Raw genomic sequence first — 24938 nt, forward strand, 5'->3', positions numbered from 1 at the left:
AGCACGCCGGCATTCAAAAGAAATCCCGGCTGCGCGGTTGCAGTTCCCCCAGCAGATGGGTCCAGTCTTCCAGCCGGCCCGCCACCAGGTGACGGACCTCGCCATGGCACTGCCAGCTGCCATACACCCCCAGCAGACGCGCATTCAAGACCTCGCTGCGCTGCCGTTCCAGCACTGCAGGCCAGATGATCACATTGGCCGAACCGGTCTCGTCTTCCAGGGTCATGAAGATGACGCCCTTGGCCGTGCCGGGCCGCTGGCGCACCGTGACGATGCCGCAGCAGCAGGCGAACTGGCGGTTCCGCAGGGTGTTGAGATCGGCCACGCTCATGAAGCGCCGCCGCTGCAAGGTCGGGCGCAGCAGCGCCAGCGGATGGCGGCGCAGCGTCAGGTTCATGGCGCGGTAGTCGTCGATGATCTGGTCGCCTTCGCCGGGGGCGTCCAGTTGCACGGCGTCATCGCCACGGGGGGCGCTGCGCAGCAGATCGCGGTCGGGCACCGCGCCCACCGCATGCCAGAGCGCCTGGCGCCGATGGCCGGCCAGTTCGCGCAAGGCATCGCCCGCCGCCAGCGCCTGCAAGGCATGGCGGTCCAGCCCGGCGCGCCGGGCCAGGTCATCCACATCGGCAAAAGGTCCTTCGGTGCGGGCTTGTTCGATGCGCTGGGCGGCCTCGGCCGGCATGCTGCGCAGCAAGCTCAGGCCCAGCCGCACGGCGGGCCGCGCCCCTGCGGATGAGGGCAGCTCCAGGGTCGATTCCCAGCGGCTGCGCACCACATTGGCCGGCAACACCTGCACGCCGTGCCGACGCGCATCCTGGATCAGTTGCGAAGGAGAGTAGAAGCCCATGGGCTGGCTGTTGAGCAGGCCGCACAGGAAGGCTTCCGGCTCATGGCACTTGAGCCAGCTGCTGAAATAGGTCAGCAGGGCGAAGCTGGCGGCATGGCTTTCGGGGAAGCCGTATTCGCCAAAGCCCTCGATCTGCTTGAAGATGCTCTCGGCAAATTCGCGCGAATAGCCATTGTCGGTCATGCCCAGCACCAGCCGTTCATAGTGCGGCCCCATGCCGCCCTTGCGTTTCCAGGCCGCCATGGAACGGCGCAGGTCATCGGCCTCGCTGGGCGAATAGCCGGCGGCCTCGATGGCCACATCCATCACCTGTTCCTGGAAGATGGGGATGCCCAGGGTGCGCTCCAGCACCTTCTTGATCTTGCCGCTCTTGCTGGTGTTGTCCGGATAGTCGAAGCTGCCGCCCTCGCGCACCAGCTCGCGCCGCCGCAGGTAGGGATGGACCATGCCGCCCTAGATAGGGCCGGGCCGCACGATGGCCACCTGCACCACCAGGTCGTACTGGGTGCGCGGCTGCATGCGCGGCAGCATGCTCATCTGCGCCCGGCTCTCGATCTGGAACACGCCGATGGTGTCGGCCTTGCAGATCATCTCGAAGGTGGCCGTGTCTTCGCGGGGGATATCGTGCATCTGCATCACCTCGGGCAGGCCGCGCCGCAGGCTGACCAGTTCCAGCGTGCGGCGCAGGGCGGTGAGCATGCCCAGCGCCAGCACATCGACCTTGAGCAGCTTGAGCGACTCCAGATCATCCTTGTCCCATTCGATGACGCAGCGCTCCGGCATGGCCGCATTCTGGATCGGCACCAGCCGCGACAGTTGCCCGCGTGCGATCACGAAACCGCCGGTGTGCTGCGACAGGTGGCGCGGGAAGCGCAGCAGCTTGCCGGTGATGCTGGCCCACAATTCGATCTGCGGCAGTCCCGGGTCCAGCCCGGCTTCGGCAAAGCGCGCCAGCAATTCTTCGCGGCTGTCGAACCAGTGCTGCGACTTGGCCACCGTATCGACGATGGCCGCATCCACCCCCAGCGCCTTGCCGACCTCGCGCAAGGCCCCGCGCGGGCGATAGCTGTGCACGGCCGCCGCCAGCGCGGCGCGGCGGCGGCCATACTTGCGGTAGATGTGCTGGATCACTTCTTCGCGGCGCTGGTGCTCGAAGTCCACGTCGATGTCGGGCGGTTCTTCGCGCTTTTCACTGATGAAGCGGGCAAACAGCAGGCGCGTGGAGGTGGGATCGACCTCGGTCACGCCCAGGCAATAGCACACCGCCGAATTGGCCGCCGATCCCCGTCCCTGGCAGAGAATGCCGCGTGAGCGGGCGAACTGGACCAGGTCATAGACGGTGAGGAAATAGGCTTCATATTCCTTTTGGGCGATCAAGGCGAGTTCGGCCTCGATCTGTTCGCGTACGCCCCCCGGCAGTCCTTGCGGATAGCGCTTGGCAGCGCCCGCCAGGGTTTGCTGGCGCAGGTAGTCGGCCGCGCTCATGCCCAGCGGCACCAGTTCATCCGGATATTCATAGCGCAGCTCGGCCAGGCTGAAGCGGCAATCGGCGGCGATGGCCAGGGTCTGGGCCAGCGTGGCCGGCGTATGCACCATGCCCAGCCGCACCCGCGAACGCAGATGCTGCTCGGCATTGGGCGCCAGCGCATGGCCGCATTCCTGCACCGGCTTGCCCAGGCGGATGGCGGTCACCACATCCTGCAGGTACTTGCGCGAGCGCTGGTGCATCTGCACGTCGCCCACGGCGGCCAGGGGCAAGCCATGGCGGCGCGTGGCGGCCTCCAGCGCGGCGCGGTGCAGGTCGTCCAGCGGGCGGTACAGGCGCGTGAGGCCCACCCAGGAGCGGCCCGGCGCCAGCGGCGCGAACCAGCGCAACTGGGCGTCGAGGGTCTCTTCATCGGCGGGATAGTCCGGCACCAGGATCAACTGGCAGTCCGGCAGGGCGCGCAGGTGCGACAAGGCCGGCGGCGGGCCGCTCAGGTCTTCCGGATGGAGCAGGTAACTGCCTTTGGCGGCGCGCGTGCGTGCCAGGGTGATCAGCTCGGCGAGGTTGCCATAGCCCTCGCGGTTCCTGGCCAGCGCGACCAAGGTCAGGGCCGCCAGCGGATGGGCGGGCTCATCCTCGAGCCCGGTGAAGCGAAAGCAACTGCCGATGATCAGCTTGAAGTCTTGCGTGCGGCCTTTGTCGAACTGTTCCTTCCAGGCTGCGTAGGCCCGCACCACGCCGGCCAGGGTGCATTCATCGGTGATGGCCAGGGCGCGGTAGTCCAGCGCGATGGCGCGTTGCACCAGTTCATGGGCGTGCGAGGCCCCTTGCAGGAAGCTGAAGTTGCTGCGGCAATACAGCTCGGCATACTCTGGCAGGGTCGTTGACATGCGCTGCTCCTAGCCGAACAGCCCGTGCAGGAACCACTGCGGTTCTTCGTCCGACCATTCCCCGCCATGCCACTGGCGGAAGATCCAGTAATAGGCATGCTGCGCATCGCGCACGGTGAAGTAATCGCGGGTGGAGGGTCGGCCTTCCCACCAGCCGGCTTCGATGCGTTCGGGCGGTGAAGTCAATTCCAGCGGCGTGCGATAGAAGGGCTTGTGCTGCAGCACCCGTAGCGGCACAGGCTCATCCAGCAGCCACAGCGGACGCGGCGGCAAGCGCGCCGCATCGGTGGAGAGCGGCGCGGGCAGGCTGGCAGCCGGCTGCATCACGCTGCACCAGCGGTTGGCCAGCTCCGGCCGGTGGTCGGCGCGGGGCGCAGCCTGGCGCACCTTGTCTGCACCCAGCCGGGCCACCAGCAGTTCCAGCAGGCGCTGATGGTCTTCGGCGCTGCCGCCCGGCTCGGGGAAGAGCATGTCGCTGGCCGGCTGCATGCGTTCCAGCTCTTCGGCAGCCAGGCCCAGCGCGATGGCCGGGGCGGGCAGGGTGGAGCGGGCCAGCTTTTCCTTGACCAGGCTGTAGAGGTGATCTTCCTGCCAGGCCGGCGCCGACAAGGCAATGCGCAAATCGGTCGGCGCGACGGCCTGGCGGCCGCGTTCATGCTCCAGCCACAGCCGCAACTGCTTCACGGCCAGCTGGCGCGCCGTCAGCCAGCCGGCCAGTTGGGCCAGCAGGGCCTGGGCATAGGCGCTCAGGATGTCGGTCTGCTCTATCCGGTCCGGCAGCTCCACGCGGGCCTGGAAGACCGGCGGAGCCACCACCCAGTCATGCACTTCCGGCGCCTGGCCATAGGCGCGCTCGAGCATGTCCAGCAAGGCCTTGCCGCAGCGCCGCTGCAAGCCCGCCCGCGGCAAGGCCCGCAACTGCCCCAGTTGACGGCAGCCCAGGCCGTGCAGCCATTCCAGATGGGCTTGTGCGGCGCTGAGCAAGACCACCGGCAGACGATCTAGGCGACGCCGCAGCGAGCGCTCGCGCACGGTGCGCACATCGCCGTAGCGCGCCAGCATCCAGGCCCCGGTGGCCGTGACGGCGCAGGACAGCGTGGCCGACAGGCCCAGCCGGGCGATGCTCACGCGGACCTTGCGGCACAGCGCCCGGATGCCGCCGAACAGGCGCAGGCTGGCGCTGACTTCCAGCAGCACGCAGGCCTGCGGCGCCAGGCTCACCTGGGGCGTATATTGCAGCAGCGCCAGCGCGGTCTGTTCCAGCGCGGCCTGTTCACGCGCCGGGTCGCGCTCCTGCAGTTGCGCTTCTGGCGCCAGCAACTGCACCCCGCCGCGCCGCATCCCTTCGTGGATGCCGCACGCGCGCGCCGCCGCCGACAGCGCGGCCACGCGCTCGCGTTCGAAGACCACGGCGGCGACTTCATCCAGCCAGTTCGGACGGAAGACTTCCAGCGGCAGCAGTGGCAGGTGTACGGCGATCCACAGGGGAGACATGGCGTTGCAGATTCGGTGAAGGTGTCAGGGGAAGAAACAGGCTTTGCTCGCGCAGCGGGCCGCGCCGCTTGAGAAAGCCGATGTCCAGGCCGCCCGGCGCCGGCCTGAGCGTGAGCCGCAGGGGCGCCGGTGAAGCCTCCCGGGCGCAGGCCAGCGGACGCAGCATGAAAAACAGGGTCTGGCCCGCCTGGGCCGCCACGTGCAGCCGGCGCAGCAGATCGTGGTCGCCCTTGCGCAGGCGCGCTTGCCACATCAGCAGGGCCTGGCAACTGTCGGCGCGCAAGACCTGCTCGGCGGCCCAGCAGGCGTCGGCCGGGGTGTCGGCCTGCAACTGCAGCAGGCGCGTGGCCGGCACGCCCATGGCCGCCCAGCCCGGCGCATTGATGGCGTGCGGGGCTTGCAGCAGGGCGATGCGACCGGTGGGCGCGCCTGGTCGCAGGCGTTGTGGCTGGGCCAGCAGCGGTCGCAGCAGGCGCAGTTCACCCACGCCATCCTGGGGCAGCAGCAATTCGATCAGCACCCCCGTAGGCCAGCCGCGCCCGGGCAATTCCGCATCGAGCGCCTCGAAACCGCTGGAAACCCCGCGCCCATTCCCGCGCGCCAGCTGGGAGGCCAGCCAGAGCGCGGGGTGGATGGTTTCCGGCGTACGGGCCGGGGAAGAGGAAGACAGCATGGTCGGATGCAGCGGCAAGAGAGATGGCGAAAATGGCGATAGCTGTATAAATATACAGTATTTGTTTTGGTGTGTGACAAAACCTGACTTTGTCGGGGCAGGAAAGTGAATCCGTCTTCAGGAAGGCAGAAGCAAGCTCATCTTCATGGATTCCTGCATGTCTGACAGTGGATGCTGACAAGGGCTGGGGAGCTCTTCCGATAGTGAGCTTTGGTGAGCCTTCCTAAACTGCAAGCGTGGATTCAGGTTTGTGTCAGGAACTCGTGCAGTCAGGAGAGTGGCTGGCCAGACTGATCCGCTCCATTCGACTATCCACGCTAAGGAGTCTTACACATGGCAAATGCACAAAATCCGGGGAACAGTAATCGCGGCTTCGCCGCCATGGATCGGGAGAAACAACGCCAGATCGCCAGCATGGGCGGCAAGGCCGCGCATGCCAAGGGTGCTGCCCACGAGTTCACCTCGGCCGAAGCCCGTGAAGCCGGTCGCAAGGGTGGTCTCAACAGCCATGGCCGCAAGAATGCTGCCGCCGCTGCCGCCCAGAATGGCGCCAGCAGCCCGGCCCAGCCGCAGATGAACCAGGCCGCACCGCAAGACCAGGCGCGTCAGGAGTCCCAATCCGGCGCCCAGCAACCGCAGCAGTCGGACAATACGGCACAACAGCAAGGCTGATGGCGCCGGCCGCCTCAGGCAGCGGCTGCCGCCTCCCAGGATGGGTTCGGGCGGCGTGTAAGACGGATAACAAGAAAACGAAAGGCGCGCAGAGCGCCTTTTTTGCATTTTTGTCTATATGGTGGACCAGCTTGACGGGCAGTTCATAGGATTGGATTTTTTTAATTTCCATCGAGAAATATTAATTTCTCGGGCCAACATGGACTTTCTATCGAGATTTCTTAATCTCCCGCTGAACAAGGGGCCGCTCAGGAGCGCGCCAGGTCATCCATCATCGGCACCAGCGCCAGCAGGAACAGGCCTGCGGCCAGCGGCATGGTGGCCAGGAAGCCCACCAGCTTGAAGCCCAGCGCTCCAGCCACGCCCCCCAGGAAGAACATCAGCAGCAAGGACCCCAGCAGCATGAACTTGCGCCGCGCCGCCGGCACCGGATCTTCCCCATGCTCGCCCGGCTGGCGTGGGGCGGCGGTCCAGTAGCATATCTTGCCGATCTCGATGCCGATGTCGGTGACCAGCCCGGTGACGTGGGTGGTGCGGATCTCGGAGCGGGAAATCTTGCTGATCATGGCGTTCTGCAAGCCCATCACAAAGCACAGCAGCGCCACCGTGACCGGCACGAACAGCACGCGGTGATTTTCCAGGTTGCTGCCCAGGATGCCAAAGCACAGCAACAGCATGGCTTCCAGCATCAGGGGCATGGCGTATTCGCTGTGCAGGCCGCGCCGGCGCGCCCAGTTGATCATGACCGTCGAACAGGCCGCGCCGGCCAGGAACGAGAGCAGGGCGCTGGCGCCGCCCACCAGCAGCAGGGTCTCGCCCAGCACCAGGTTGTCGGCCAGCGACGAGACGATGCCCGACATGTGCGAGGTGTACTGCCCGACCGCCAGGAAGCCGCCGGCATTGACGGCCCCGGCGATGAAAGCCAGCGAACGGCCCAGGTGGCGGTTGGAAAGGTCGGTGCGCGCCGGGCTGGTAAGGCGGCGCAGATAATCGATGGGCATGACAGGTCCGGTTAGGCGCGAGAACGCTGGTGCAGCCTCATCTTCAAGCCGTCCTACCCCCATCGAGGGCGGCTTCTTGCTGCCTTTTCCTTCAGCGTTTTCTATGCTGACAAGCATACTTCTTCTTGCGCCCTCATGGTTGCCGATCAGCACATGCCTGATGTGTGTCAGCCGGTGCAAGCAGGTCTTGTGTTTTCACCTTGCCACAGGAGGACCCATTCCATGAGCATTCCCATCGATATTCCCGGCGGCGACAAGCTGGACGAAATGACGGCCCCGCTCATGCAGCCAGGCGTGCAACAGGCCGAGGGCGGCGGTTTTCGCGGCATCGTCCTGATCGGCGCAAGCCACGAGGACGAGATGTCCACCTACGTGTGCGAGCCGGTCCGCGAGGCCAGCGACGCTGCCTATGCGGACGCCCTGGCCTATATTGCCCAGCAAGGACCGGCGCAAGGATAAAAAAAATGGCCGCCTGGGGGAGGCGGCCTGAGGGGAGGGATATAAGACGCCGAAGATCGGGGGAATCTTCGATGAATTTCTGCTTATGAAAACGACCCGTGGGGATAAACCGATGGGGGATGGACATTATTCGTAGCACGACGGAGGGGGACGTTCGCGCCGGATTGGGTGTCCTCGGTTTCGAGTTCGTTGGAGTGCATAGTAGCCATGCACTGCAAAAAAGAAGATCGGACAGTGCCCGATTAGCGTGTAAGAAAAAACCTACAAGGCCGGCCAGGGAGGCCCGCCCCTTGCGTGGGCTAGCTGCGGCCCAGGTTCACTTCGGCCAGGTCGCCCTGGCTCACCTCGGGCAAGCGGAAGTCTTCGTCCGGGCGCAGCGGCGCGGCCGGCAGGGAGATTTCGGCCAGCGCCGCGGCGATGCCGCTGTTCTGGGTCTTGGCCGCCACGTCGCCCAGGCTGACCATGCCCACCAGGTTCTTCTGGCGGTCCATGACGGGCAGGCGGCGGATCTGGCGCTGCACCATATCGTCCAGCACATCGTCCACCGGTTCATCTTCATAGCACCACAGCACATCGTGGCTCATCACTTCGGTCAGCGGGGTGGTCTCGGTGAGACGGTTGTGCGCCACGCCGCGCAGCACGATATCGCGGTCGGTCACCAGGCCCACCAGGCGCTGGTCGCCATCGCAGACCGGCAGCGCGCCCACGTCGAGCGCTTCCATGGCCTGGGCGGCGCGGATGACGGTATCGTCGGGTTTGAGGGTATGGGCGCCGCGCGTCATGACGTCGGCAATGGTACGGGTGGCATGCATGCTGATCTCCTGGAAGAGGGAAAGGGACAACCGTTTCAGGCTAAGTCGCTGCGCTGCGCGTGGCAATGCGACATGCACCCCTTTGTCGGGTCGGCAGATTCGCGCAGCGCTGCGCGAAAGCGCCGACGGCCTGGCCAGGCGGGTTCATCCTACAGGCGCTTGCGACGCCTGCCGACTGTGGCCCAGACGCACATGGTCCACCATGGCGGCACCGATTCTTCAACCCTAACCGTCCCTCACCATGTCCGAACACATCACCGACCTCATCGGCTGGGGCGCCACCCTGATCCTGCTGCTGACCATCTCTTCGCAGGTCTATGAGCAATGGCGCAGCCGTTCCACCCAGGGGGTGTCGCATTGGCTCTTCGCCGGCCAACTGGTTGCCTCTGCCGGCTTTGTCACCTATAGCCTGCTGCAAGGGGACTGGGTCTTCGTGGTGTCCAACGTGTTCCTGCTCTTGACGGCCTTGCTGGGACAGGTGCTGTACCTGCGCAACCGCCGCCGGCAAGGCTGAGCTGACGGGCTCGCGCGGCGCGGGCCATGGTCATCGATTCTTACAGGCGTCGTTGGCGCTGTCTGATTCAAAGGCGTGATGGTGGCGGCTACAGTGCAAACATGACACTGGCCGCAAGCTGGCCAGAGACCGATCAATCATCCACAAGGAGAAGCGCCATGACATTTTCGTTCCATCGTGCGCCAGAGCGCGCCGTATTGCCCCGCCCATCGCGTCGCCTGCTGGCAGCCGCAGCCCTGCTGACGGCCGGTGTTGCCTTGTCCTTCACTGCGTCCGCCGAGACGGCGTCGAAAGACAAGAAATTCATGACCAATGCAGCCGAGGCTGGCCACGCCGAAGTCGAGGCCAGCAAGATCGCGCTGGAAAAAAGCAGCAATCCGGCCGTCAAGGAATTCGCCCAGAAGATGGTGGACGAGCACACCGCCGTGGGGGAAGAACTCAAGCAGCTGGCCGCCAGCAAGAACGTCAGCCTGCCTGAGGAACCCAGCATGGCCCAGCGCGCCAAGATCGCGGTGCTGGAAAAGCTCAAGGGCAATACCTTCGACCAGCGCTATGCCAGCATGATTGGCGTGTCGGCGCATGAAGACGCGGTCAAGCTGTTCCAGAAGGCCTCGTCTTCGGCCCAGGACGCCGAAGTCAAGAGCTTCGCCGCCAAGACCCTGCCGGGCCTGGAAAAGCACCTGGCCATGGGACGCGAGCTGAAGCAGTCGCTCGACGCTGGCAAGAAATAATCAACACGGACCCGTATGAAGGGAGGGGAATGGCCGGGCCGGCCCTTTTCCTCCCGCTACGATGGTCTATGCTGAAAGCAGCCTTGCACCCCTGGTCTAGCCGCAGAGGAGAATTGCCATGAAGCACTTCGCCCGATCCGTTCAAGAGCACCAAGCCGGTCATTTCATGCCGCGCGTGGCCAAGCTGGACAAGCACAAATACGCCGCCTACATCGATACCCGCATCGACCATCTGTGGTCCATGGACCTGCATGGCCAGCCGGTGCGCATCTGCAAGAAGCGCAAGCTGGCCGAAAAGGCCGCGCTGGACCTGCTGGCCGAGGCCATGCGTCAGTACGAGGGGCAGCCCCAGGAACAGTAGCAGAGCAGTGGAGTAGTGGAGGGGAAGCGGCGACCGGCATGTACCGGTCCGCGCAGATGCCGTTCGGTGCAAACCGGACGGCATTTTTCATCGGCGTTGTCTTGAGCTTTCGAGTGTCGAACCGATGGGTTCTGAGCTGATGCGGAGCGTGCGCGCCGGGCAACGGCCCGCTCTACATGGCAGGCCGGCACCCGGGCGGGCAAGGAGCAACGCGTCAGCCGTCGCTCTGCGGCGCTTCACCGTGGGCCACGGCGAAGGCTTCATTTTCATGACTGGGTGGAGCGGCTGGCGCGCGACCCTTGGCCGACAAGGGCGGGGCGGCCGTGGCAGCCTCTCCGCCGGCGTCGGTGACGGCCTCTTCCCCGGCAGCGCTGCTGGGTGGTTGCCGATGTTCCCGGCGTTGCTGCTCATCCAGCAATTTCATGAATTCATTGTTGAAGGCGGGGATGTCGGCAGGTTTGCGCGAGGAGACGAAGTTCTCGTCCCGCACCACTTCCTGGTCCACCCATTGGCTGCCGGCGTTCTTGAAGTCGTCCTGCAGGCTGGGCCAACTGGTCACGGTACGGCCCTTGGCGATGCCGGCGGAGATCAGCAGCCAGCCGCCGTGGCAGATGGAGGCGATGGGCTTCTCAGCGTCATTGGCGGCGCGCACGAAGTTGCGCGCCTGGGGCAGTAGGCGCATGGCGTCGCCATTGACGACCCCGCCCGGCAGCAGCACGGCCGAATAATCGTCGGCGCTGGCGTTGTCCAGGCTGCCGTCGACCGACACCACCTCGCCCTTGTCGACGTGCTTGAAGCCCTGCACGCTGTCGCTCTTGTCGGAGAGGATATGGACGGTGGCGCCAGCGGCTTCCAGCGCCTTTTTCGGTTCCAGCAGTTCGGCTTGCTCGAAGCCGTCGGTCACCAGCACGGCGACCTTGAGTTGATGGTAGCGATTGCTCATCTTCATTCTCCCTTGCAAAAAGAAAAGGGCGGCCGGCATGCACCGGCCGCCCAGAGGGGCCAACTAGGCTCAGTCAGGGGTGTTCTGTTTGGTGTTCTCGCGGACCTGGTTGCGGTTCTGGTGGTCATTGCTGGCACGGTCCATCTCAGGCGCCTTTTCGATGCGCGTGATATTGGAGGTGGCCACCGGATCGCTGCCGGGGAAGCTCATCTCGTTGGCTTCATCCAGCGCCACTTCCGAGGGTGTGTCGTACTTGTTGGGACGATGGTCCTTGTCGGGTTTGTTTGCGCTCATGCTGACCTCCTTTGGATATGGGGTGTGCCTCTTCAATGGAAACGACGCGATGTACGCGTGTGCCTGTAACGACCAGATTACTGCCCGCGCCGATGCGGCGATATAAGCGGGCGGCGCAACCGCGCGTAAGAATGCGCGAGGTCATGCCGCCCGGTACCTCACGGCCACGGCGCTGGCGTGACCTGCTGGAATTGGCCCGCCTCATCGCCATCGGCGGGGATGGCCCCGGAGGGACCACCGGGATGCAGCATCGCCCCCGTGATCAGTTCCAGCTCGCGCTCGGCGGCCACGAAGGCGGATTCTTCCAATGGCTGTTCGCGCACCGGCCAGTGGCTGATGGCCCAGGTCTTGTATTGCTCGAAGCGGGCGCGCAGCTCGCGGGCGTAGTCCTGGCGTTGCTGGGCGACAGGGTCAATGGCGTCCATGGTTCAGCCTCCTTTCATGGCGATCAGGCTCTCACGCACCTTGGCCAGGCCAAAGCGCCAGATCTGTTCCATCTTGATGTGCGGCATGACCGGCAGTTCGGACGGATCGATAAAGACGTCCAGCACCGCCGACCCGGGTGCGGCCAGCAACTGCTGCAGGCCGCCTTCGAGTTCTTCGGGCGTGCGCACGCTGAAACCCTGGCCGCCGCAGGCGCGCGCGAAGGCGGCGAAGTCGGGGTTGGGGAATTCGGAGCCTTCGAAGGCGGGCATGCCCGCTTCTTCCATCTCCAGATGCACCAGGCCCCACTCGCGGTTGTTGAAGACCACTACCTTCACTGGCAAGCGGTGTTCGACGCTGGTCATGAATTCGCCCAATAACATGGTGAAGCCGCCGTCGCCGACGGCCACCACCACCTGACGTTCACGGTCCAACGCCTGGATGCCGTTGGCCTGGCCCAGCGAGGTGCCGACCGCAGCATTGTTGAAGGAGGCCAGGATGCGCTGCCCCCCACGCTGGCGTATCCAGTTGCCGCACCACAGCGTCACCACGCCGGTATCGACCACGAAGGCGGCATCGTCATCGGCCAGATCGCTGATGGTCCGGGCCACGCTTTGCGGCTTGATCTTCTTGTGGTGGCGCTTGATCTCGGCGGCGCTGTCGAGCTTGGTGTTCCAGCGTTCGCGATGGGCATTGGCCTGCTGCAGGAAAGCGCCATCGGTCTTGCCTTCCACGCGCTCCAGCAATTGCTGCACGGCTGGCGCGACCGAACCGGTGATGCCCAGGGTGACCGGCGCGCGACGGCCCAGCACGAAGCCGCGCTCGTCGATCTGGATCACCTTGGACTTGGTGGGCAGGAATTCGGAATAGGGATAGTCCGAGCCCAGCATCAGCATCACTTCGGCCGCATGCAGTGCGTCGGTGCCGGGTGCGCCACCGATGAGGCCTACGCCGCCTATCCAGTGCGGGTGGTCGTAGCTGACCAGGTCCTTGCCTCGGAAGGTATGCATGACCGGCGCCTGCAACTTGCTGGCCAGCGCCAGCACCTCGTCAATGGCGCCACGGCAGCCATTGCCGGCGAAGATGGCCACCGACCCTGCCGCATTGATCAGGTCGGCCGCGGCCTGGATATCGGCAGCTGGCGGCGACAGCGGCGTGCGCTCGCGCAGGGTATGCAGGCTGGGGACGCTGCCGGAAGTCTTGGCGCCGATGATGTCGGCGGGGATGTTCAGATGCGCCACGCCGCGCTGGGCGTAGGCCTGGGCGATGGCCTGGTGGAACACCGCCGGGGCTTGGTCCGGGCTGGTGATGATCTGGCTGTAGGCGGCCACGTCGCGAAAGAGCAGCTCGGGCGAATTCTCCTGCAGATAGTCGGTGCCGCGATGGGCGGCCGGCACGCCGCCGGAGATCGCCAGCACCGGGGCATGGTCCTTGCGGGCTTCGTACAAGCCCGCCACCAGGTGGTTGGCGCCCGGGCCGGTGGTACCGCAGCAGACCGCCAGCCGGCCGGTCAGCTTGGCTTGGCCGGCAGCGGCCAGGGCTGCGCCTTCTTCATGGCGTACGCCTATCCATTCGATGCGCTTGTCACGGCGGATGGCGTCGGTGAGCGGGTTCAATGCATCACCGACCACGCCGAAGATCTGGCGTACGCCGATCTCGTAGAGCGTGTCGATGAGGATGTCTGCAACGGTGGCGGGCATGGCGGCTCCATGGGTGTCGTTGAGGGAAGAGGGGGGATTGCACTCAAGAGTAAGTCCGCCAGCCGGTGGCCTGTATCGGTGTCTGTGGTAAATCCCTGTAGGAGGATGGGGGACGCCCGGCACATTCCTACGCCGCCTTCATCATCAGGCCGACTGCGTGGCCGCGGCTGCGCTCCGATAATCGGCCCATCAGCGATATTGCGGAGGACGCCATGCGACGCGCACTATGGAAAGGAGCGATCAGCTTCGGGCTGATCAATATCCCGGTCGAGCTCTATACCGCCGAAAAGCACGATGAGCTGGACTTCACGCTGCTGGACCAGCGCGATCTCTCGCCGGTGGGCTACAAGCGCTACAACAAGACATCCGGGCGCGAGGTGCCCTGGGAAAACATCATCAAGGGCTACCAGTACGAGGACGGCAAGTATGTCCTCATGTCCGACGAAGACCTGCGCCGCGCCAACGTGGAGGCGACCCAGAGCATCGACATCCAGAGTTTCGTCGAGCGCGAGCAGGTGCCCATCCTTTATTTCGAGCAGCCTTATTTCCTGGCCCCGGCCAAGGGGGGCGACAAGGCCTACGCACTGTTGCGCGAAACCCTGCTGGCCAGCGACAAGATGGCCATTGCCCAGATCGTCATCCGCACCCGCCAGCACTTGGCTGCGCTCATTCCGCAGGGCGACATGCTGCAACTGATCACCTTGCGCTATCCCAGCGAGTTGCGCGCCCCGGATGATCTGCCGGTGCCCACGCGCAAGTCCAAGAAGGCGGCGGTCACCCGGCAGGAAGTGGAGATGGCGCGAGCGCTGGTGGAGCACATGTCGGCAGAATGGGAGCCGGAGCAGTTCCACGACACCTATCGCGACGACGTGCTGGCGCTGATCCAGAAGAAGATCAAGAGCCGCCAGACCCATGAAGTGGCCGAGCCGGACGAAGCCGCCGCACCGGCCAGCAGCGGCGCCAAGGTGGTAGACCTGATGGCCTTGCTCAAGAGCAGTCTGGAAGGGCGCGGCAAGTCCTCTGCCTCCAGCAAAGCCCGGGAAGAGAAAGCGCCGAAGGAAGACAAGGAAAAGGGCAGCGCGAAGGTCCACAAGCTTCCTGCCCGCAAGTCTCCCGCCAAAAGTGCTGCCAAGAGCGCCGCCAAGCCCAGGACCAAGACCACCAGCACCAGCAAGGCCAGCCGCAGCGCTGCCACCCGCCGTAGCGGCAGCACCGCCAGGAGGGCGCAGGCATGAGCACCGGCAAGCTCGACCGCTACCGCGCCAAGCGTGACTTCACGATCACGCCCGAACCCTCCGGTCATGCCAGCCGGGCGAGGGTGCAGTCGCAGAGCCTGCAATTCTTCATCCAGCGCCACCATGCGCGCCGGCTCCATTATGACTTTCGGCTCGAGCTCGACGGTGTGCTCAAGAGCTGGGCCGTTCCCAAGGGCCCCAGCCTGGACCCGCACGACAAGCGCCTGGCCGTGCGGGTCGAGGATCATCCCTTCGACTACGGCAGCTTCGAGGGCGACATTCCCGCGCACCAGTATGGCGCCGGCCATGTGGTCCTGTGGGACCGCGGCCAGTGGCGGCCCCATGGCGATGCGCACGCCGGGCTGAAAAAAGGTCACCTGAGCTTTGAGCTGGAGGGTGAAAAACTGCAAGGCCGCTGGGCCCTGGTGCGCATGGGCAAGCCCGCCGCCGATGGCAAGGAAAACTGGTTGCTGATCAAGGATGATGACGCCGCAGCGGCCAGCGGTGAGCAAGCGGCCATCACCGAACTGCGACCCGAGAGCGTCAAGGATCTGGGCGACCGGGCGCCGCCCGCCAAGGCCAGAGCGAGCGCCAGGGCCGCGCCGGACAGCACCGGCCCGATGCCTGCGCAGATGCAGGCGCAACTGGCTACGCTGGTCGATCGCGCTCCCGAGGGCGAGCAATGGCTGTGCGAGCTGAAGTTCGACGGTTATCGCGGCTTGTGCCGCATCGATCACGGCCAGGCCGCCATCTACACCCGGGAAGGCCTGGACTGGAGCCAGCGCTGGCCCATCCTGGCGCAGGCGCTGGCGCGCTTGCCGGTCGATGAGGCCTGGATCGATGGCGAGGTCGTGGCGCTGGACGCGCAGGGACAGATCAGCTTCGAGGCCTTGCAGAACCTGGCGCGCGGGGATCGCCAGCAGGCCGATGGCATCCGCCTGGCGCTGTATGCCTTCGATCTGCTGTACCTGAATGGCCACGACCTGCGTGAGATTCCCCTGCATCAGCGCAAGGAGTTGCTGCGTGAACTGATCCCGGGTTCGGACCCAGAGGGACTGCTGCTCTACAGCGAACACATCGAGGGCCACGCCGCCGAAGTGTTCCGCCACGCATGCCAGCACGGCATGGAAGGGATCGTGCTCAAGCGCGCCGATGCCCCGTACACAGGGCGGCGCGACCGCTACTGGCTCAAGCTCAAGTGCGAGCATCGGCAAGAGTTCGTCATCGCCGGCTATACCGAACCGGCCGGCCAACGCAGCGGCTTCGGGGCCATCCTGGTGGGCGTCTACGATGAGCACGACCAGTTGCGCTACGCCGGGCGGGTGGGCAGCGGTTTCGATGACAGGCTGCTGGAGACGCTGCTCAAGCAGTTCGGCCCGCTGGAGCAGGACCAGCCAGCCTTTGCCAATCCACCCACCGGCCAGCAGCGGCGCGGGGTCCACTGGCTCAGGCCGGCGCTGGTGGCCGAGGTGCGCTTTGCCCAATGGACCAGCGCCGGCATCCTGCGCCATGGCAGCTTCGTGGCCCTGCGCGAAGACAAGGACCCGCACCAGATCCGGCGCGAAGGTCCGCAGCCCCTCGCCGAGATAAAGGCCGACGCCAACGAGCAGGCCGCCGCACCCGTGCGCAGCCGTGGCAAGGCCACCGACCTCTCCGCACCCGTCACCGTGGCCGGGGTGAAGCTGACCCATCCCGGCAAGATCCTCTTTCCCGATACTGGGCTGACCAAGCTGGAACTGGCGCGCTATTACCAGAGCGTGGCGCCGTGGATATTGCCCGAACTCAGGCAACGCCCGCTGTCGCTGGTACGTTGTCCGGACGGACATGCCGGCAAGTGCTTCTTCCAGAAGCACACCGGGCAAGGCATGCCCGAGGCCATCGACACCATCGAAGTGCCGGAAGGCGAGGGTCATGCCCAGTACATGATGGTCAACGATGTGGCTGGACTGGTCGCCACCGTGCAGATGGGCGTGCTGGAGCTGCATGCCTGGGGCGCGACCGGCGCAGCGCTGGACCACCCCGACCGCGTGGTGTTCGACCTCGATCCCGCTGACGATGTGCCCTGGGCCACGGTGGTGGAGGGCGCCCAGCTGGTGCGGGGGCTGTTGAAAGAGATCGGACTGGACTGTTTTCTCAAGACTTCCGGCGGCAAGGGTCTGCATGTGATGGTGCCGATCCGGCCGGAACATGACTGGGCGGTGGTCAAGGATTGGGCGCACCGGTTCGCCGCGCACCTGGCGCGGCACCTGCCGGACCGTTTCATCGCCAAGATGAGCAAGGCTGCTCGCAACGGCAAGATCTTTATCGACTATCTGCGCAATGCGCCCGGCGCGACCACGGTGGTGGCCTATTCGGTGCGCGCCCGCGATGGGGCGCCGGTGTCGGTGCCGATCACCTGGGAAGAGCTGGAACAGGGCAAGGGCACCAAGGCCGATCATTTCCGGGTGTCCACCATGCCGGCGCGCATCCGCAGCCTGGAGAAGCACGATCCCTGGGCTGGCTTCGGCCAGACCCCGCAGCGGCTCACCAAGGCCATGCTGGCGGCCTTTGACAGCGTCTGAGCGGACGGCAGAGCTGGGCCGGCAAGCTCAGCAGGGCGGCGATGTCCTACACGATCTTCATCATCCTGCCGACTGCGCCTGACAAGGGGCAAATCCATAATCCTCCCCAGTTTGAGAACCGGCCCACGCCGGTTTCCGTCCCGGCCCGCCCAGCGGCTCCGGGCGCCCATGAACAACAAGAAGGAAATGGCCCACGCCATGAACACCATCAGCCACCGCCCCTCGCTGACCCAGCTTTTCACCCGCCCCGTGATGCCGGCGCTGATGCCGGCCAGCGCCACCGCGCAGCCGCGCAAGCTGCCAGCCGCGCTGGTGGAGCGCCTGCTGGTACAGGAGGGCGAGCATGGCCTGTCCACACCGCCTACACTGCCTACAGTGTCCCCACGCAGCCTGCCCCTGGCCACCTTCAACGCACCCCAGCCGGCTGCGCACCGGGCGGCGACCTTCAGCTATCCGCTGCATATCGACCGCGCCAGCATCGAGGACCTGCCCAGCGCCTGCGGCGTCTACATCCTGCGCGGCGAGGGCGACCAGGCGCTCTACGTGGGCCGCAGCGTGAACCTGCGCAGCCGCGTGCTGGCGCATCTGCACCATGCCGAAGACCAGTTCCTGATCGGTCGCACTCGCCGCATCGAATGCTTGCGCACGGCGGGCGAGCTGGGCGCAGCCCTGCTGGAAAACAGCCTGCTCCGCGATCTGCGTCCGGCCTACAACAAGAAGCAGCGCGCCAAGCGCGGCCTGTTCACCTTGCGCCTGAATGAACAGGGCCAGCCGCTGGTAGCGCAGGTGGCCGACCACGCATTCAACCGCGCCGGCAAGCTCTTCGGCCTCTACAGCAGCGAGCGCGCCGCCCAGGAGGCCTTGCACAAGCTGGTCGAGCATCATGGCCTGTGCACCATCGCTACCGGCCTGGAACAGGGCGACGGCCCGGGCACGGCCTGCTTCGGCCGGCAGATCCGCCGTTGCCGCGGCGCCTGCACCGGCGAAGAGTCGCATGAACAGCACCAGTCCCGCCTGCTGCAGGCGCTGGAAGACTTGCGCATCCTGCCTTGGCCGTATGCCGGTCCCATGGGCATCGTCGAACAGGGCGACGGCTGGCAGCAGATCCATGTGATCGACCAGTGGCGCTACCTGGGTTCGCTGGATCGCCAGCAGCGCCGTCTGCCTGCCCGCCCCGCGGCCAGCCTGAAGGGCTTCGACCTGGATACCTACAAGCTGGTGATCCAGCCCTACCTGCTGGGCCAGCTGGAGCTGCGTCCACTGCCGGGCTTGCCATTGGCCCATCCCTGATCCTTCCTGATTCTTCCTGATCCTTCCTGTCCTGCATGCAAGCACGTCTTTATCCCTACGCCGTCGCGTTGCTGATGGCCGCGCCCGGTGCGCTCCCTCTGGCGCTGGCCGCCGATCCAGGCGGCCTGTGCCGTCCCGACCAGACCCTCGACAAGGACCGCCTGGCGGCCTACCTGATCCAGACCTATCCGGTCAGTACGGCCTATCTCTCGGTGGGCAAGGAGGCCGCGCCGATCTCCTCGCCGCGCGCGCTGGTGGCCTGGCTGCTCAAGAAGCGGGCGGGCGAGCGCAATACCGGCGGAGCATGCAGCGGCGACAGCTGCAACGTCGATCACATGGCCGAGGACGTGCAGCGTCTCATCGATGGCAAGGATGAAGGTTTCCACCCCAGCGGGCGCACCGATGCTGCGGCTTTTTTCCGTGAGGACAGCCGTATCACCCTCAGTTGTACCGTGGCGACTGCCACGCCGACGCTGCCGCATGCGCTCCAGGCCGTCCGCATGGGCGTGGCCCCTTTGGCGGCGGCCAGTGGCGCTGCTGCTGTGCCTGCCGCCGCCACTGCGGCCCCGGCTGCTCCGGCCACCTGGATGGATCCTCTGCGGGTGCGCGGCAATCCCGACCAGTTGTCCATCGATCATCGCGACAAGGCCGGTTACGCCTCCGTGGAACGCGCCCGCGTGACGCTGGCCAATGACGAGGTGGCGCAGTCGCGCACCAACGATGTGGTGGTCTATGCGGGGTATTCGCTGGACAAACGACCCATCGGGGAAGCGGGCAGCACCTATGAGGCGGTGCCCTACGTGGGCTTCAAGCAGAATCGCGTCACCAGCTATGCCGGCGCGACCAACGAGGTCACCACCAGCCGCACCAGCCAGGTGGGCTTGCTGTCGGCCTTCCATTTCACCCATCCGGATTCGGCCAACACCGAAGACCTGACCGCTCGTCCCGACTACCTGGTCAACAATACCGATGGCAGCCGCCTGCTGACGGTCAACTTCACGTTCACGCCGGTGCGTCCGGGCGTGCTCAACGACTTCCTGCGCTGGGGCAACGGCCTGGCGTTCAAGCCCATCCTGGTGGGTCAGAGCCGCAACGGTATCTACATCAATCGCGGCGATCCGGATGTCTATGACCAGCACAGCGACTTCATCCGCCTGGGCGCGCAGGCCGGGTTCACGCTGTCCTCCACCAATCCGGCCTTGCCCTTTGACTTCACGACCACCTTCACGGGCCTGAAGGCCTTGCAGGGCAATCGCAGCATCCATTACTGGAAGTCGGTGCTGACCTACAACCTCAACCAGAATGTCGGGCTGAGCCTGGATTACTCCAACGGGCTCCTGCCCGACAGCGGCGACCAGGAACGCAAGTGGGGACTGGCGGTGTCGTCGAAGTTCTGAGGTCGCCTGCCGATGGTTGTCATGGCTCCCTGCATGGAGTCAGGTCAGCCCTACAGATGCTGGTGCAGGAACCCGGTAATTTCATCTTCCAGCCGGCGATGAATCGCAACGCGGTCAACGTCCGGCGCATCCTTGCACAGCAAGGCTTCCTGCGAGGCGAATGCAGCAGGGCAAGGATCAAGGAAGACAAAATGCCGTCCCGGAACGATGACTTCTGTTGGGCGGGTGGGCAGGCCGGCCACCACTGCCAGCGCATTCGGTTCGGCGGGCAAAAAACTCGGGTCCGAGGGACGATAAAGCAAGACTGGCATCGTGACCGACGCCAGGGCAGCGGCATCGAAAGGAATGGCCAGCGGATCCATCACGACCACGGCCTTGACGGGATAGTCGGGCTTGAACGGTTCGGCCGCAGAGGCAGGTGAGGAAGAGGTGTTTCGGCCATCCCCACAGGAAGAGCTGTCTTGAGGATGCGAGGCGCAGTACCTGCCCGCCAGCACAAAGTCCGGAACGGCGCCCGCCATGACCAGGGCCGTATAGCCGCCGGCAGAAAAACCGATCGCACCGATGCGGGCAGGGTCCATATGCGCGCTCAAGCGACTGTCGGAAAATGCAGCATGTAGCGCAGCGTTGGCTTGCCTCGGGCGATCGATCAATGAACGTCCCTGCCGGTAGCCCTCGAGATTGCCAGCGGAATCGCCCACATGAATCGGGGCGATCACCACATAGCCTTCGCGCGCCAGCCGCCTGGCCAGTTCCCGATGACCAAAAGGCATGCCGCCGTGGCCGTGGGAGAGCACGACCACCGGGAAGACGGCGTCGGCGACGGCCGCATTGCGCGTCGCTTCTATGGTGTAGGGACCGGCCTGCCATGGTGTTTCCGGCGTCTTGCTGGGGTACCAGACTACTGCCTCAAAGGGGAGCTTGTCCGTGACGGCTATGCGCACGACCCCGGCTTGAAAGGGCGAGTCCTTTTCGGCCGACAGCGCCTGCTGGGAAAAGAACAGCATGAAAACCACCGAGAGCAGCAGGCGCAGCGTCATGGGAAGACCTCGTCGATACCGTTGTTGGCGATCCACCGCGCTTACTGGAGTGTTGCCGCCATCTTGGCCGGCAGCGGCACGTTGAGCCACTTCTGCACGATGCCATTGAGTTCGCCACTCTTCTTGGCCGCCGTCAGCGCCTCATTGACCTTGGCCAGCAAGGCCGGTTCGCCCTTGTTCAGGCCGACGTTGCAGGCCGATTCCTGGATGATGTATTTCAGCACGGGCTTGTTGTTGGGGGCCTTCTCGGCCAGTGCATAGGCCACGAAGTCGCCCGTCCCCACCAATTGCACCTGGCCGGAGACATAGGCGGAGATCATGGCGTTGTTGTCTTCGTAGCGCTTGATGGTGGCGCTCTTGGGCGCGGTGTCGGTCAGTTGCAGATCCTGGAAGGTGCCGCGCGCCACGCCCACGGTCTTGTCGGCCAGGTCGGCCGGGCCGCTGACCTTGACGCTGGCCACGCCAAAGACGCTGTTGTTGTAGGGCGCATAGGGTTGCGAGAAGTCGATCACCTTTTCACGCTCGGCGTTGCGGCCCAGGGTGGAGATGACCAGGTCGGCCTTGTGGGTCTGCAGGTAGGCGATGCGGTTGGCGCTGGCCACTGGCACCAGTTGCAGCTTCACCCCATCTTCTGGGCGATCAGCCGGGCCACGTCGATGTCCAGTCCTTGCAGTTGCAGGTCGGTGTTGACTGAGCCGAAGGGGGCAAAATCCTGCGGCACGCCAATGCGCACCACGCCGCTCTTCTGGATATCGGCCAGGGCGTCGGCCCGGGCCAGGCCACCCTGTATGGCAGCCAGTCCAAGCATGACGGCCAGCATCGTCTTCCTGGTGCTCATCTGCATTTCTCCTCATCGATGGTTTTCAAGCAGCCGATGATACGCCGGTTCGGCGCGGACTTCAGCCGGGCAAGGGCAACACGCAGTCGTCGGCCGCCAGGTAGAGGCGCTGCCCCGGGGCGGGTTGTACGCGGTAGCCGCCGGTGAACTCGCCGAAGGCGGGCAGCATGGCCCAGCGGCCATCGACCACGAAGCAGGGCAGGCGCAGCGCATCGCCAGCCGCCGCCAGGCGGTACACCGGGTGCAGGTGGCCGACCAGGGCGAATGCCCCGGCTACCGTCTGTGGATGGTGGCAGAAGGCCAGCGGTCCAAGCCGCCAGGGTTCGTCGACCACCTGCATGTCCAGCTCGGGTGGTGGATCGCCGGCATGGCTGTCGTGGTTGCCGCGCACCAGGGTCAGCTCCAGCGCTGCATGGCGTGCGCGCCATTGCGCCAAGGTGGCCAGTGTATTGGGTGCGCGTCCACTACGGGCATGCAGGAAGTCGCCCAGGAAGACGATTCGCGTCACGCCATGACGCGCCACCAGCGCATCGATGCGCTCCAGGTTGGCCTGCGTGGTGCCATGCGGCACGGGGATGCCGCCGGCGCGGAAGGCCGCGGCCTTGCCGAAATGGACGTCGGCCAGGATCAGCATGGCCTGCTCGCGCCATAACAGCGCCCGTTCGGGCAGCATGCTCAGTTGCACGCCGTCGGCGTCGAAGCTGGGGAAGTCGCTCATGGGCGTCGCCGTGCCGCAGTCTTGCCCGCGCTGGCGTCGGCCGCGCTTTCCAGCTCGCGCAGCATGCGCGCCACGCGGTCGGCCAGTTTTTCGGTGGAGAGCTTTTCGCGGAAGCGCTCTACCATCAAGGGCAGGGCGAAGGGCGTGGGGCGTTCCAGTCGCACCAGCGTGAGCGTGCGAGCGCGCAGTTCGGCCAGGGTGCTGCGCAGACGCTCCAGCTCCAGTTCCTGTTCCAGCACCTCGCGCTGGGCCTGGGTGAGCAGGAGGTTGTTGGCGTCGTGCTTGCGGAACACTTCGAAGAACAACGACGAGGACGCCTGCAATTGGCGCGCGCTCTTGTGCTGGCCGGGATAACCCTGCGAGACCAGCCCGGCAATGCGGGCGATCTCGCGAAAACGCCGCTGCGACAGTTCGGTGGCGTTCAGGCTGGAGAGCACGTCCTCCAGCAGGGTCTCGTCGGAAAACAGCGTCTGCGCCTGGTCGGCGGCCAACTGTTCCAGCGCCACCTCCTGCGCGCCCAGCAGCTCGAAGCCGTAGTCGTTGACGGCGATGGAATAGGTCGCCGCCTGGCTGCGCGCCAGCCGCCACGCCAGCAGCGAGGCCAGTCCCATGTGCACCAGCCGGCCCGCGAAGGGATAGAAGAACAGGTGATGGCCTTCGCGGCTCTTCAAGGCTTCCACCACCAGGCGCTGGCCGGTGGGCAGGGCCGACCAGGCGTGCTGCAAGGCCAGCAGGGGTTCTACGGCCTGCATCTCGGGACCCTCGAAGCGCGCCTCTGCGGCCTGTTCCAGCCGGTCCAGCACGGCGTGGGCCAGGGTCGAGGACAGGGGCATGCGCCCGCCTTGCCAGCGCGGCACGGCGCCGCTGCCTGAACTGCTGCGGCGTACCCAGGCAGTCATTTCGTGGACCCGCACGAATTCCAGTACGCGCCCGCCGAAGAGGAAGCGGTCGCCGGGGCGCAGTCGGGCAATGAAGCCCTCTTCGATGGTGCCGATGCGACCGCCCTTGAGATATTGCACATGCAGGCTGGCGTCGGCGACGATGGTGCCGATGTTGAGCCGGTGCCGCGTAGCAATGGTTGGCTGCGGCACCCGATAGACGCCGTCGGCATCGGGCAGTACCCGATGGTATTCGGGATAGGCGGTGAGGCTCTGGCCGCCGCGTACCACGAAGTCCAGCGCCCATTGCCACTGATCCTCGCGCAAGGCGCGGTAGGACCAGGCCTGGCGTACCTCCTCGAGCAGATCATCGGGGCGGAAGCCGCCCCCCAGGGCGATGGTTACCAGATGCTGGACCAGCACATCCAGTGGCGCTTCCGGCACCGGCCGTTGTTCCACCTGACCGGCGGCCACGGCATCCTGCGCGGAGGCGGCCTCTACCAGCTCCAGGCTATTGGTGGGCACCAGCGTGGCGCGCGAGACGCGGCCCGGTGAGTGGCCGGAACGGCCGGCCCGCTGCAGCAGGCGCGCCACGCCACGCGGGCTGCCGATCTGCAGAACCCGCTCGACCGGGGTGAAGTCCACGCCCAGGTCCAGGCTGGAGGTGCAGACCACGGCCTTGAGCCGGCCCTCGCGCAAGCCTTGTTCCACCCATTCGCGCACCTCGCGGTCCAGCGAACCGTGGTGCAGGGCGATCAGGCCGGCCCAGTCGGGTCGGGCCTGCAGCAGGTTCTGGTACCACAGCTCGGCCTGCGAGCGGGTGTTGGTGAAGACCAGGGTGCTGTTGCTGGAATCGATTTCGGCCACCACGCCCGGCAGCATCTGCAGGCCCAGATGGCCGGCCCAGGCAAAGCGCGTGGCTTGCGGCGGCAGCAGGGTGTCGATGAGGATGCGCTTGCGCTGCTGGCCGCGCACCAGCACGCCCTGGGCGGCCTGGGCTGGCCCCAGCAGCGCCTGCAGCGATTGCTCCAGGTTGCCCAGCGTGGCCGACAGGCCCCAGACCACCATCTGCGGCCGCCAGCGGCGCAGACGCGCCAGCGCCAGTTGCACTTGCACGCCGCGCTTGTTGCCCATCAGTTCGTGCCATTCATCGACGATCACCGCGTCCAGCTTGCCGAAGCGCTGCCGCGCATCCGCCTGGGACAGCAGCAGCGACAGGCTTTCCGGCGTGGTCACCAGGACCTGGGGCAGGGCCTTCATCTGCCGCGCGCGTTCGCTGGAACCGGTGTCGCCGGTGCGCATGCCGGCCTGCCAATGCGGCAGCAGTTCCGGCAGCGGCTCTTGCAGGGCGCGCAGGGTGTCGGCCGCCAATGCGCGCATGGGCGTGATCCATAGCACGCGCAGCCCGTTGGTCGTCGCGCCCTGTGTCGGCTGGCCCAGGCTTGGCTGGGCGTGCAGCAGCGCGCCGAACCACACCGCATAGGTCTTGCCCGAGCCGGTGCTGGCATGCAGCAGGCCGCTGCGTCCTTGCTGGGCGGCTTGCCAGACCTCGCGCTGGAAATCGAAGACCTGCCAGTCGCGCCGCTGGAACCATGCTTCGGCGGCAGCCAGGGCTGCCTCTGCGGCCTTGCTGCTGCGGGATGAGGCCGTTGCGCGTGATGGACGTGGACTGCGCGGCATC

The 24938-nt window shown here is 65.8% G+C and carries 19 protein-coding genes and 3 pseudogenes; 9 read left to right on the top strand and 13 right to left on the bottom strand.

Features of this window, described 5'->3' with window-relative positions:
• Positions 1-13: 13 nt before the first annotated feature.
• From BGK68_RS18850 to imuA, 3 genes and pseudogenes are all read right to left on the bottom strand, one after another.
• Positions 14-3223, bottom strand: a pseudogene (locus tag BGK68_RS18850) (error-prone DNA polymerase).
• A 9-nt stretch (positions 3224-3232) separates the two neighbouring features.
• The gene (locus tag BGK68_RS18855) at positions 3233-4717 is read right to left on the bottom strand and encodes a Y-family DNA polymerase (protein ID WP_075258341.1); all 1485 of its coding nucleotides are present in this window, start codon (positions 4715-4717) and stop codon (positions 3233-3235) included.
• Entirely contained in the window at positions 4644-5390 is a 747-nt protein-coding gene (imuA, locus tag BGK68_RS18860; RefSeq protein WP_075259891.1) for a translesion DNA synthesis-associated protein ImuA, read from the bottom strand. The genes BGK68_RS18855 and imuA overlap by 74 nt, the downstream gene beginning before the upstream one ends.
• Positions 5391-5723: 333 nt before the next feature.
• Between imuA and BGK68_RS18865 the strand changes: the two genes are divergently transcribed.
• Positions 5724-6062 (top strand): KGG domain-containing protein, encoded by a 339-nt coding sequence (locus tag BGK68_RS18865; protein ID WP_075258342.1) that lies wholly within the window; start codon positions 5724-5726, stop codon positions 6060-6062.
• 248 nt (positions 6063-6310) lie between these two features.
• Here BGK68_RS18865 and BGK68_RS18870 read toward each other — a convergent pair whose 3' ends face one another.
• Positions 6311-7063, bottom strand: coding sequence for a YoaK family protein (locus tag BGK68_RS18870; RefSeq protein WP_075258343.1), 753 nt, complete (start codon positions 7061-7063; stop codon positions 6311-6313).
• Between the two features lie 222 nt (positions 7064-7285).
• On the opposite strand from BGK68_RS18870, the gene BGK68_RS18875 reads away from it, so the two are divergent.
• Positions 7286-7522: a hypothetical protein gene (locus BGK68_RS18875; protein WP_041310677.1), complete on the top strand. Its 237-nt coding sequence runs from the start codon at positions 7286-7288 to the stop codon at positions 7520-7522.
• 299 nt (positions 7523-7821) lie between these two features.
• Here BGK68_RS18875 and BGK68_RS18880 read toward each other — a convergent pair whose 3' ends face one another.
• Positions 7822-8334, bottom strand: a complete 513-nt coding sequence (locus tag BGK68_RS18880) for a CBS domain-containing protein (RefSeq protein WP_075258344.1) — start codon at positions 8332-8334, stop codon at positions 7822-7824.
• A 241-nt stretch (positions 8335-8575) separates the two neighbouring features.
• Between BGK68_RS18880 and BGK68_RS18885 the strand changes: the two genes are divergently transcribed.
• The 3 genes from BGK68_RS18885 (at position 8576) to BGK68_RS18895 (ending at position 9940) form a co-directional block, all read left to right on the top strand.
• Entirely contained in the window at positions 8576-8848 is a 273-nt protein-coding gene (locus BGK68_RS18885; RefSeq protein WP_075258345.1) for a SemiSWEET family transporter, read from the top strand.
• A 158-nt stretch (positions 8849-9006) separates the two neighbouring features.
• Complete coding sequence (locus BGK68_RS18890; RefSeq protein WP_075258346.1) at positions 9007-9579, top strand: DUF4142 domain-containing protein; 573 nt, start codon at positions 9007-9009, stop codon at positions 9577-9579.
• 118 nt (positions 9580-9697) lie between these two features.
• A complete protein-coding gene (locus BGK68_RS18895; RefSeq protein ID WP_075258347.1) occupies positions 9698-9940 on the top strand; it encodes a hypothetical protein in 243 nt (80 codons plus the stop codon).
• A gap of 400 nt (positions 9941-10340) precedes the next feature.
• On the opposite strand, the pseudogene BGK68_RS18900 reads toward BGK68_RS18895, so the two are convergent.
• The 4 genes and pseudogenes from BGK68_RS18900 to BGK68_RS18915 all read right to left on the bottom strand — a co-directional run.
• A pseudogene (locus BGK68_RS18900) lies at positions 10341-10883 on the bottom strand (type 1 glutamine amidotransferase domain-containing protein); the annotation flags it as partial.
• Between the two features lie 69 nt (positions 10884-10952).
• The gene (locus BGK68_RS18905) at positions 10953-11177 is read right to left on the bottom strand and encodes a hypothetical protein (protein ID WP_075258348.1); all 225 of its coding nucleotides are present in this window, start codon (positions 11175-11177) and stop codon (positions 10953-10955) included.
• A 158-nt stretch (positions 11178-11335) separates the two neighbouring features.
• Positions 11336-11602 carry a hypothetical protein gene (locus BGK68_RS18910; protein WP_233149345.1) on the bottom strand — a complete coding sequence of 89 codons (267 nt, stop codon included), beginning with the start codon at positions 11600-11602 and terminating at the stop codon, positions 11336-11338.
• A 3-nt stretch (positions 11603-11605) separates the two neighbouring features.
• The gene (locus BGK68_RS18915) at positions 11606-13300 is read right to left on the bottom strand and encodes a thiamine pyrophosphate-binding protein (RefSeq protein WP_075258349.1); all 1695 of its coding nucleotides are present in this window, start codon (positions 13298-13300) and stop codon (positions 11606-11608) included.
• 212 nt (positions 13301-13512) lie between these two features.
• On the opposite strand from BGK68_RS18915, the gene ku reads away from it, so the two are divergent.
• The 4 genes from ku to BGK68_RS18935 all read left to right on the top strand — a co-directional run bounded on the left by ku (position 13513) and on the right by BGK68_RS18935 (position 19783).
• Positions 13513-14535 carry a non-homologous end joining protein Ku gene (gene ku, locus BGK68_RS18920; RefSeq protein WP_075258350.1) on the top strand — a complete coding sequence of 341 codons (1023 nt, stop codon included), beginning with the start codon at positions 13513-13515 and terminating at the stop codon, positions 14533-14535.
• Positions 14532-17096 (top strand): DNA ligase D, encoded by a 2565-nt coding sequence (gene ligD, locus BGK68_RS18925; RefSeq protein ID WP_075258351.1) that lies wholly within the window; start codon positions 14532-14534, stop codon positions 17094-17096. Before ku ends, ligD begins: the two co-directional genes overlap by 4 nt.
• Positions 17097-17264: 168 nt before the next feature.
• On the top strand, positions 17265-18386 hold the full coding sequence (locus tag BGK68_RS18930) for a nucleotide excision repair endonuclease (RefSeq protein WP_083657848.1): 1122 nt from the start codon (positions 17265-17267) through the stop codon (positions 18384-18386).
• Positions 18387-18421: 35 nt separating this feature from the next.
• Entirely contained in the window at positions 18422-19783 is a 1362-nt protein-coding gene (locus BGK68_RS18935; protein ID WP_233149346.1) for a hypothetical protein, read from the top strand.
• Between the two features lie 50 nt (positions 19784-19833).
• Here the strand turns inward: BGK68_RS18935 and BGK68_RS18940 are convergent, their stop codons facing one another.
• The 4 genes and pseudogenes from BGK68_RS18940 to BGK68_RS18955 form a co-directional block, all read right to left on the bottom strand.
• Positions 19834-20823 (bottom strand): alpha/beta hydrolase family protein, encoded by a 990-nt coding sequence (locus BGK68_RS18940; RefSeq protein ID WP_075258353.1) that lies wholly within the window; start codon positions 20821-20823, stop codon positions 19834-19836.
• Between the two features lie 41 nt (positions 20824-20864).
• Positions 20865-21643 (bottom strand): annotated as a pseudogene (locus BGK68_RS18945) (transporter substrate-binding domain-containing protein).
• A 79-nt stretch (positions 21644-21722) separates the two neighbouring features.
• Positions 21723-22379 (bottom strand): ligase-associated DNA damage response endonuclease PdeM, encoded by a 657-nt coding sequence (pdeM, locus tag BGK68_RS18950; protein WP_075258354.1) that lies wholly within the window; start codon positions 22377-22379, stop codon positions 21723-21725.
• Positions 22376-24937 (bottom strand): ligase-associated DNA damage response DEXH box helicase, encoded by a 2562-nt coding sequence (locus tag BGK68_RS18955; RefSeq protein ID WP_075258355.1) that lies wholly within the window; start codon positions 24935-24937, stop codon positions 22376-22378. The genes pdeM and BGK68_RS18955 overlap by 4 nt, the downstream gene beginning before the upstream one ends.
• Position 24938: the final 1 nt, after the last annotated feature.

It is taken from the genome of Herbaspirillum camelliae, from assembly GCF_001929405.1.
In the GTDB taxonomy this organism is placed as follows: domain Bacteria; phylum Pseudomonadota; class Gammaproteobacteria; order Burkholderiales; family Burkholderiaceae_D; genus Herbaspirillum; species Herbaspirillum seropedicae.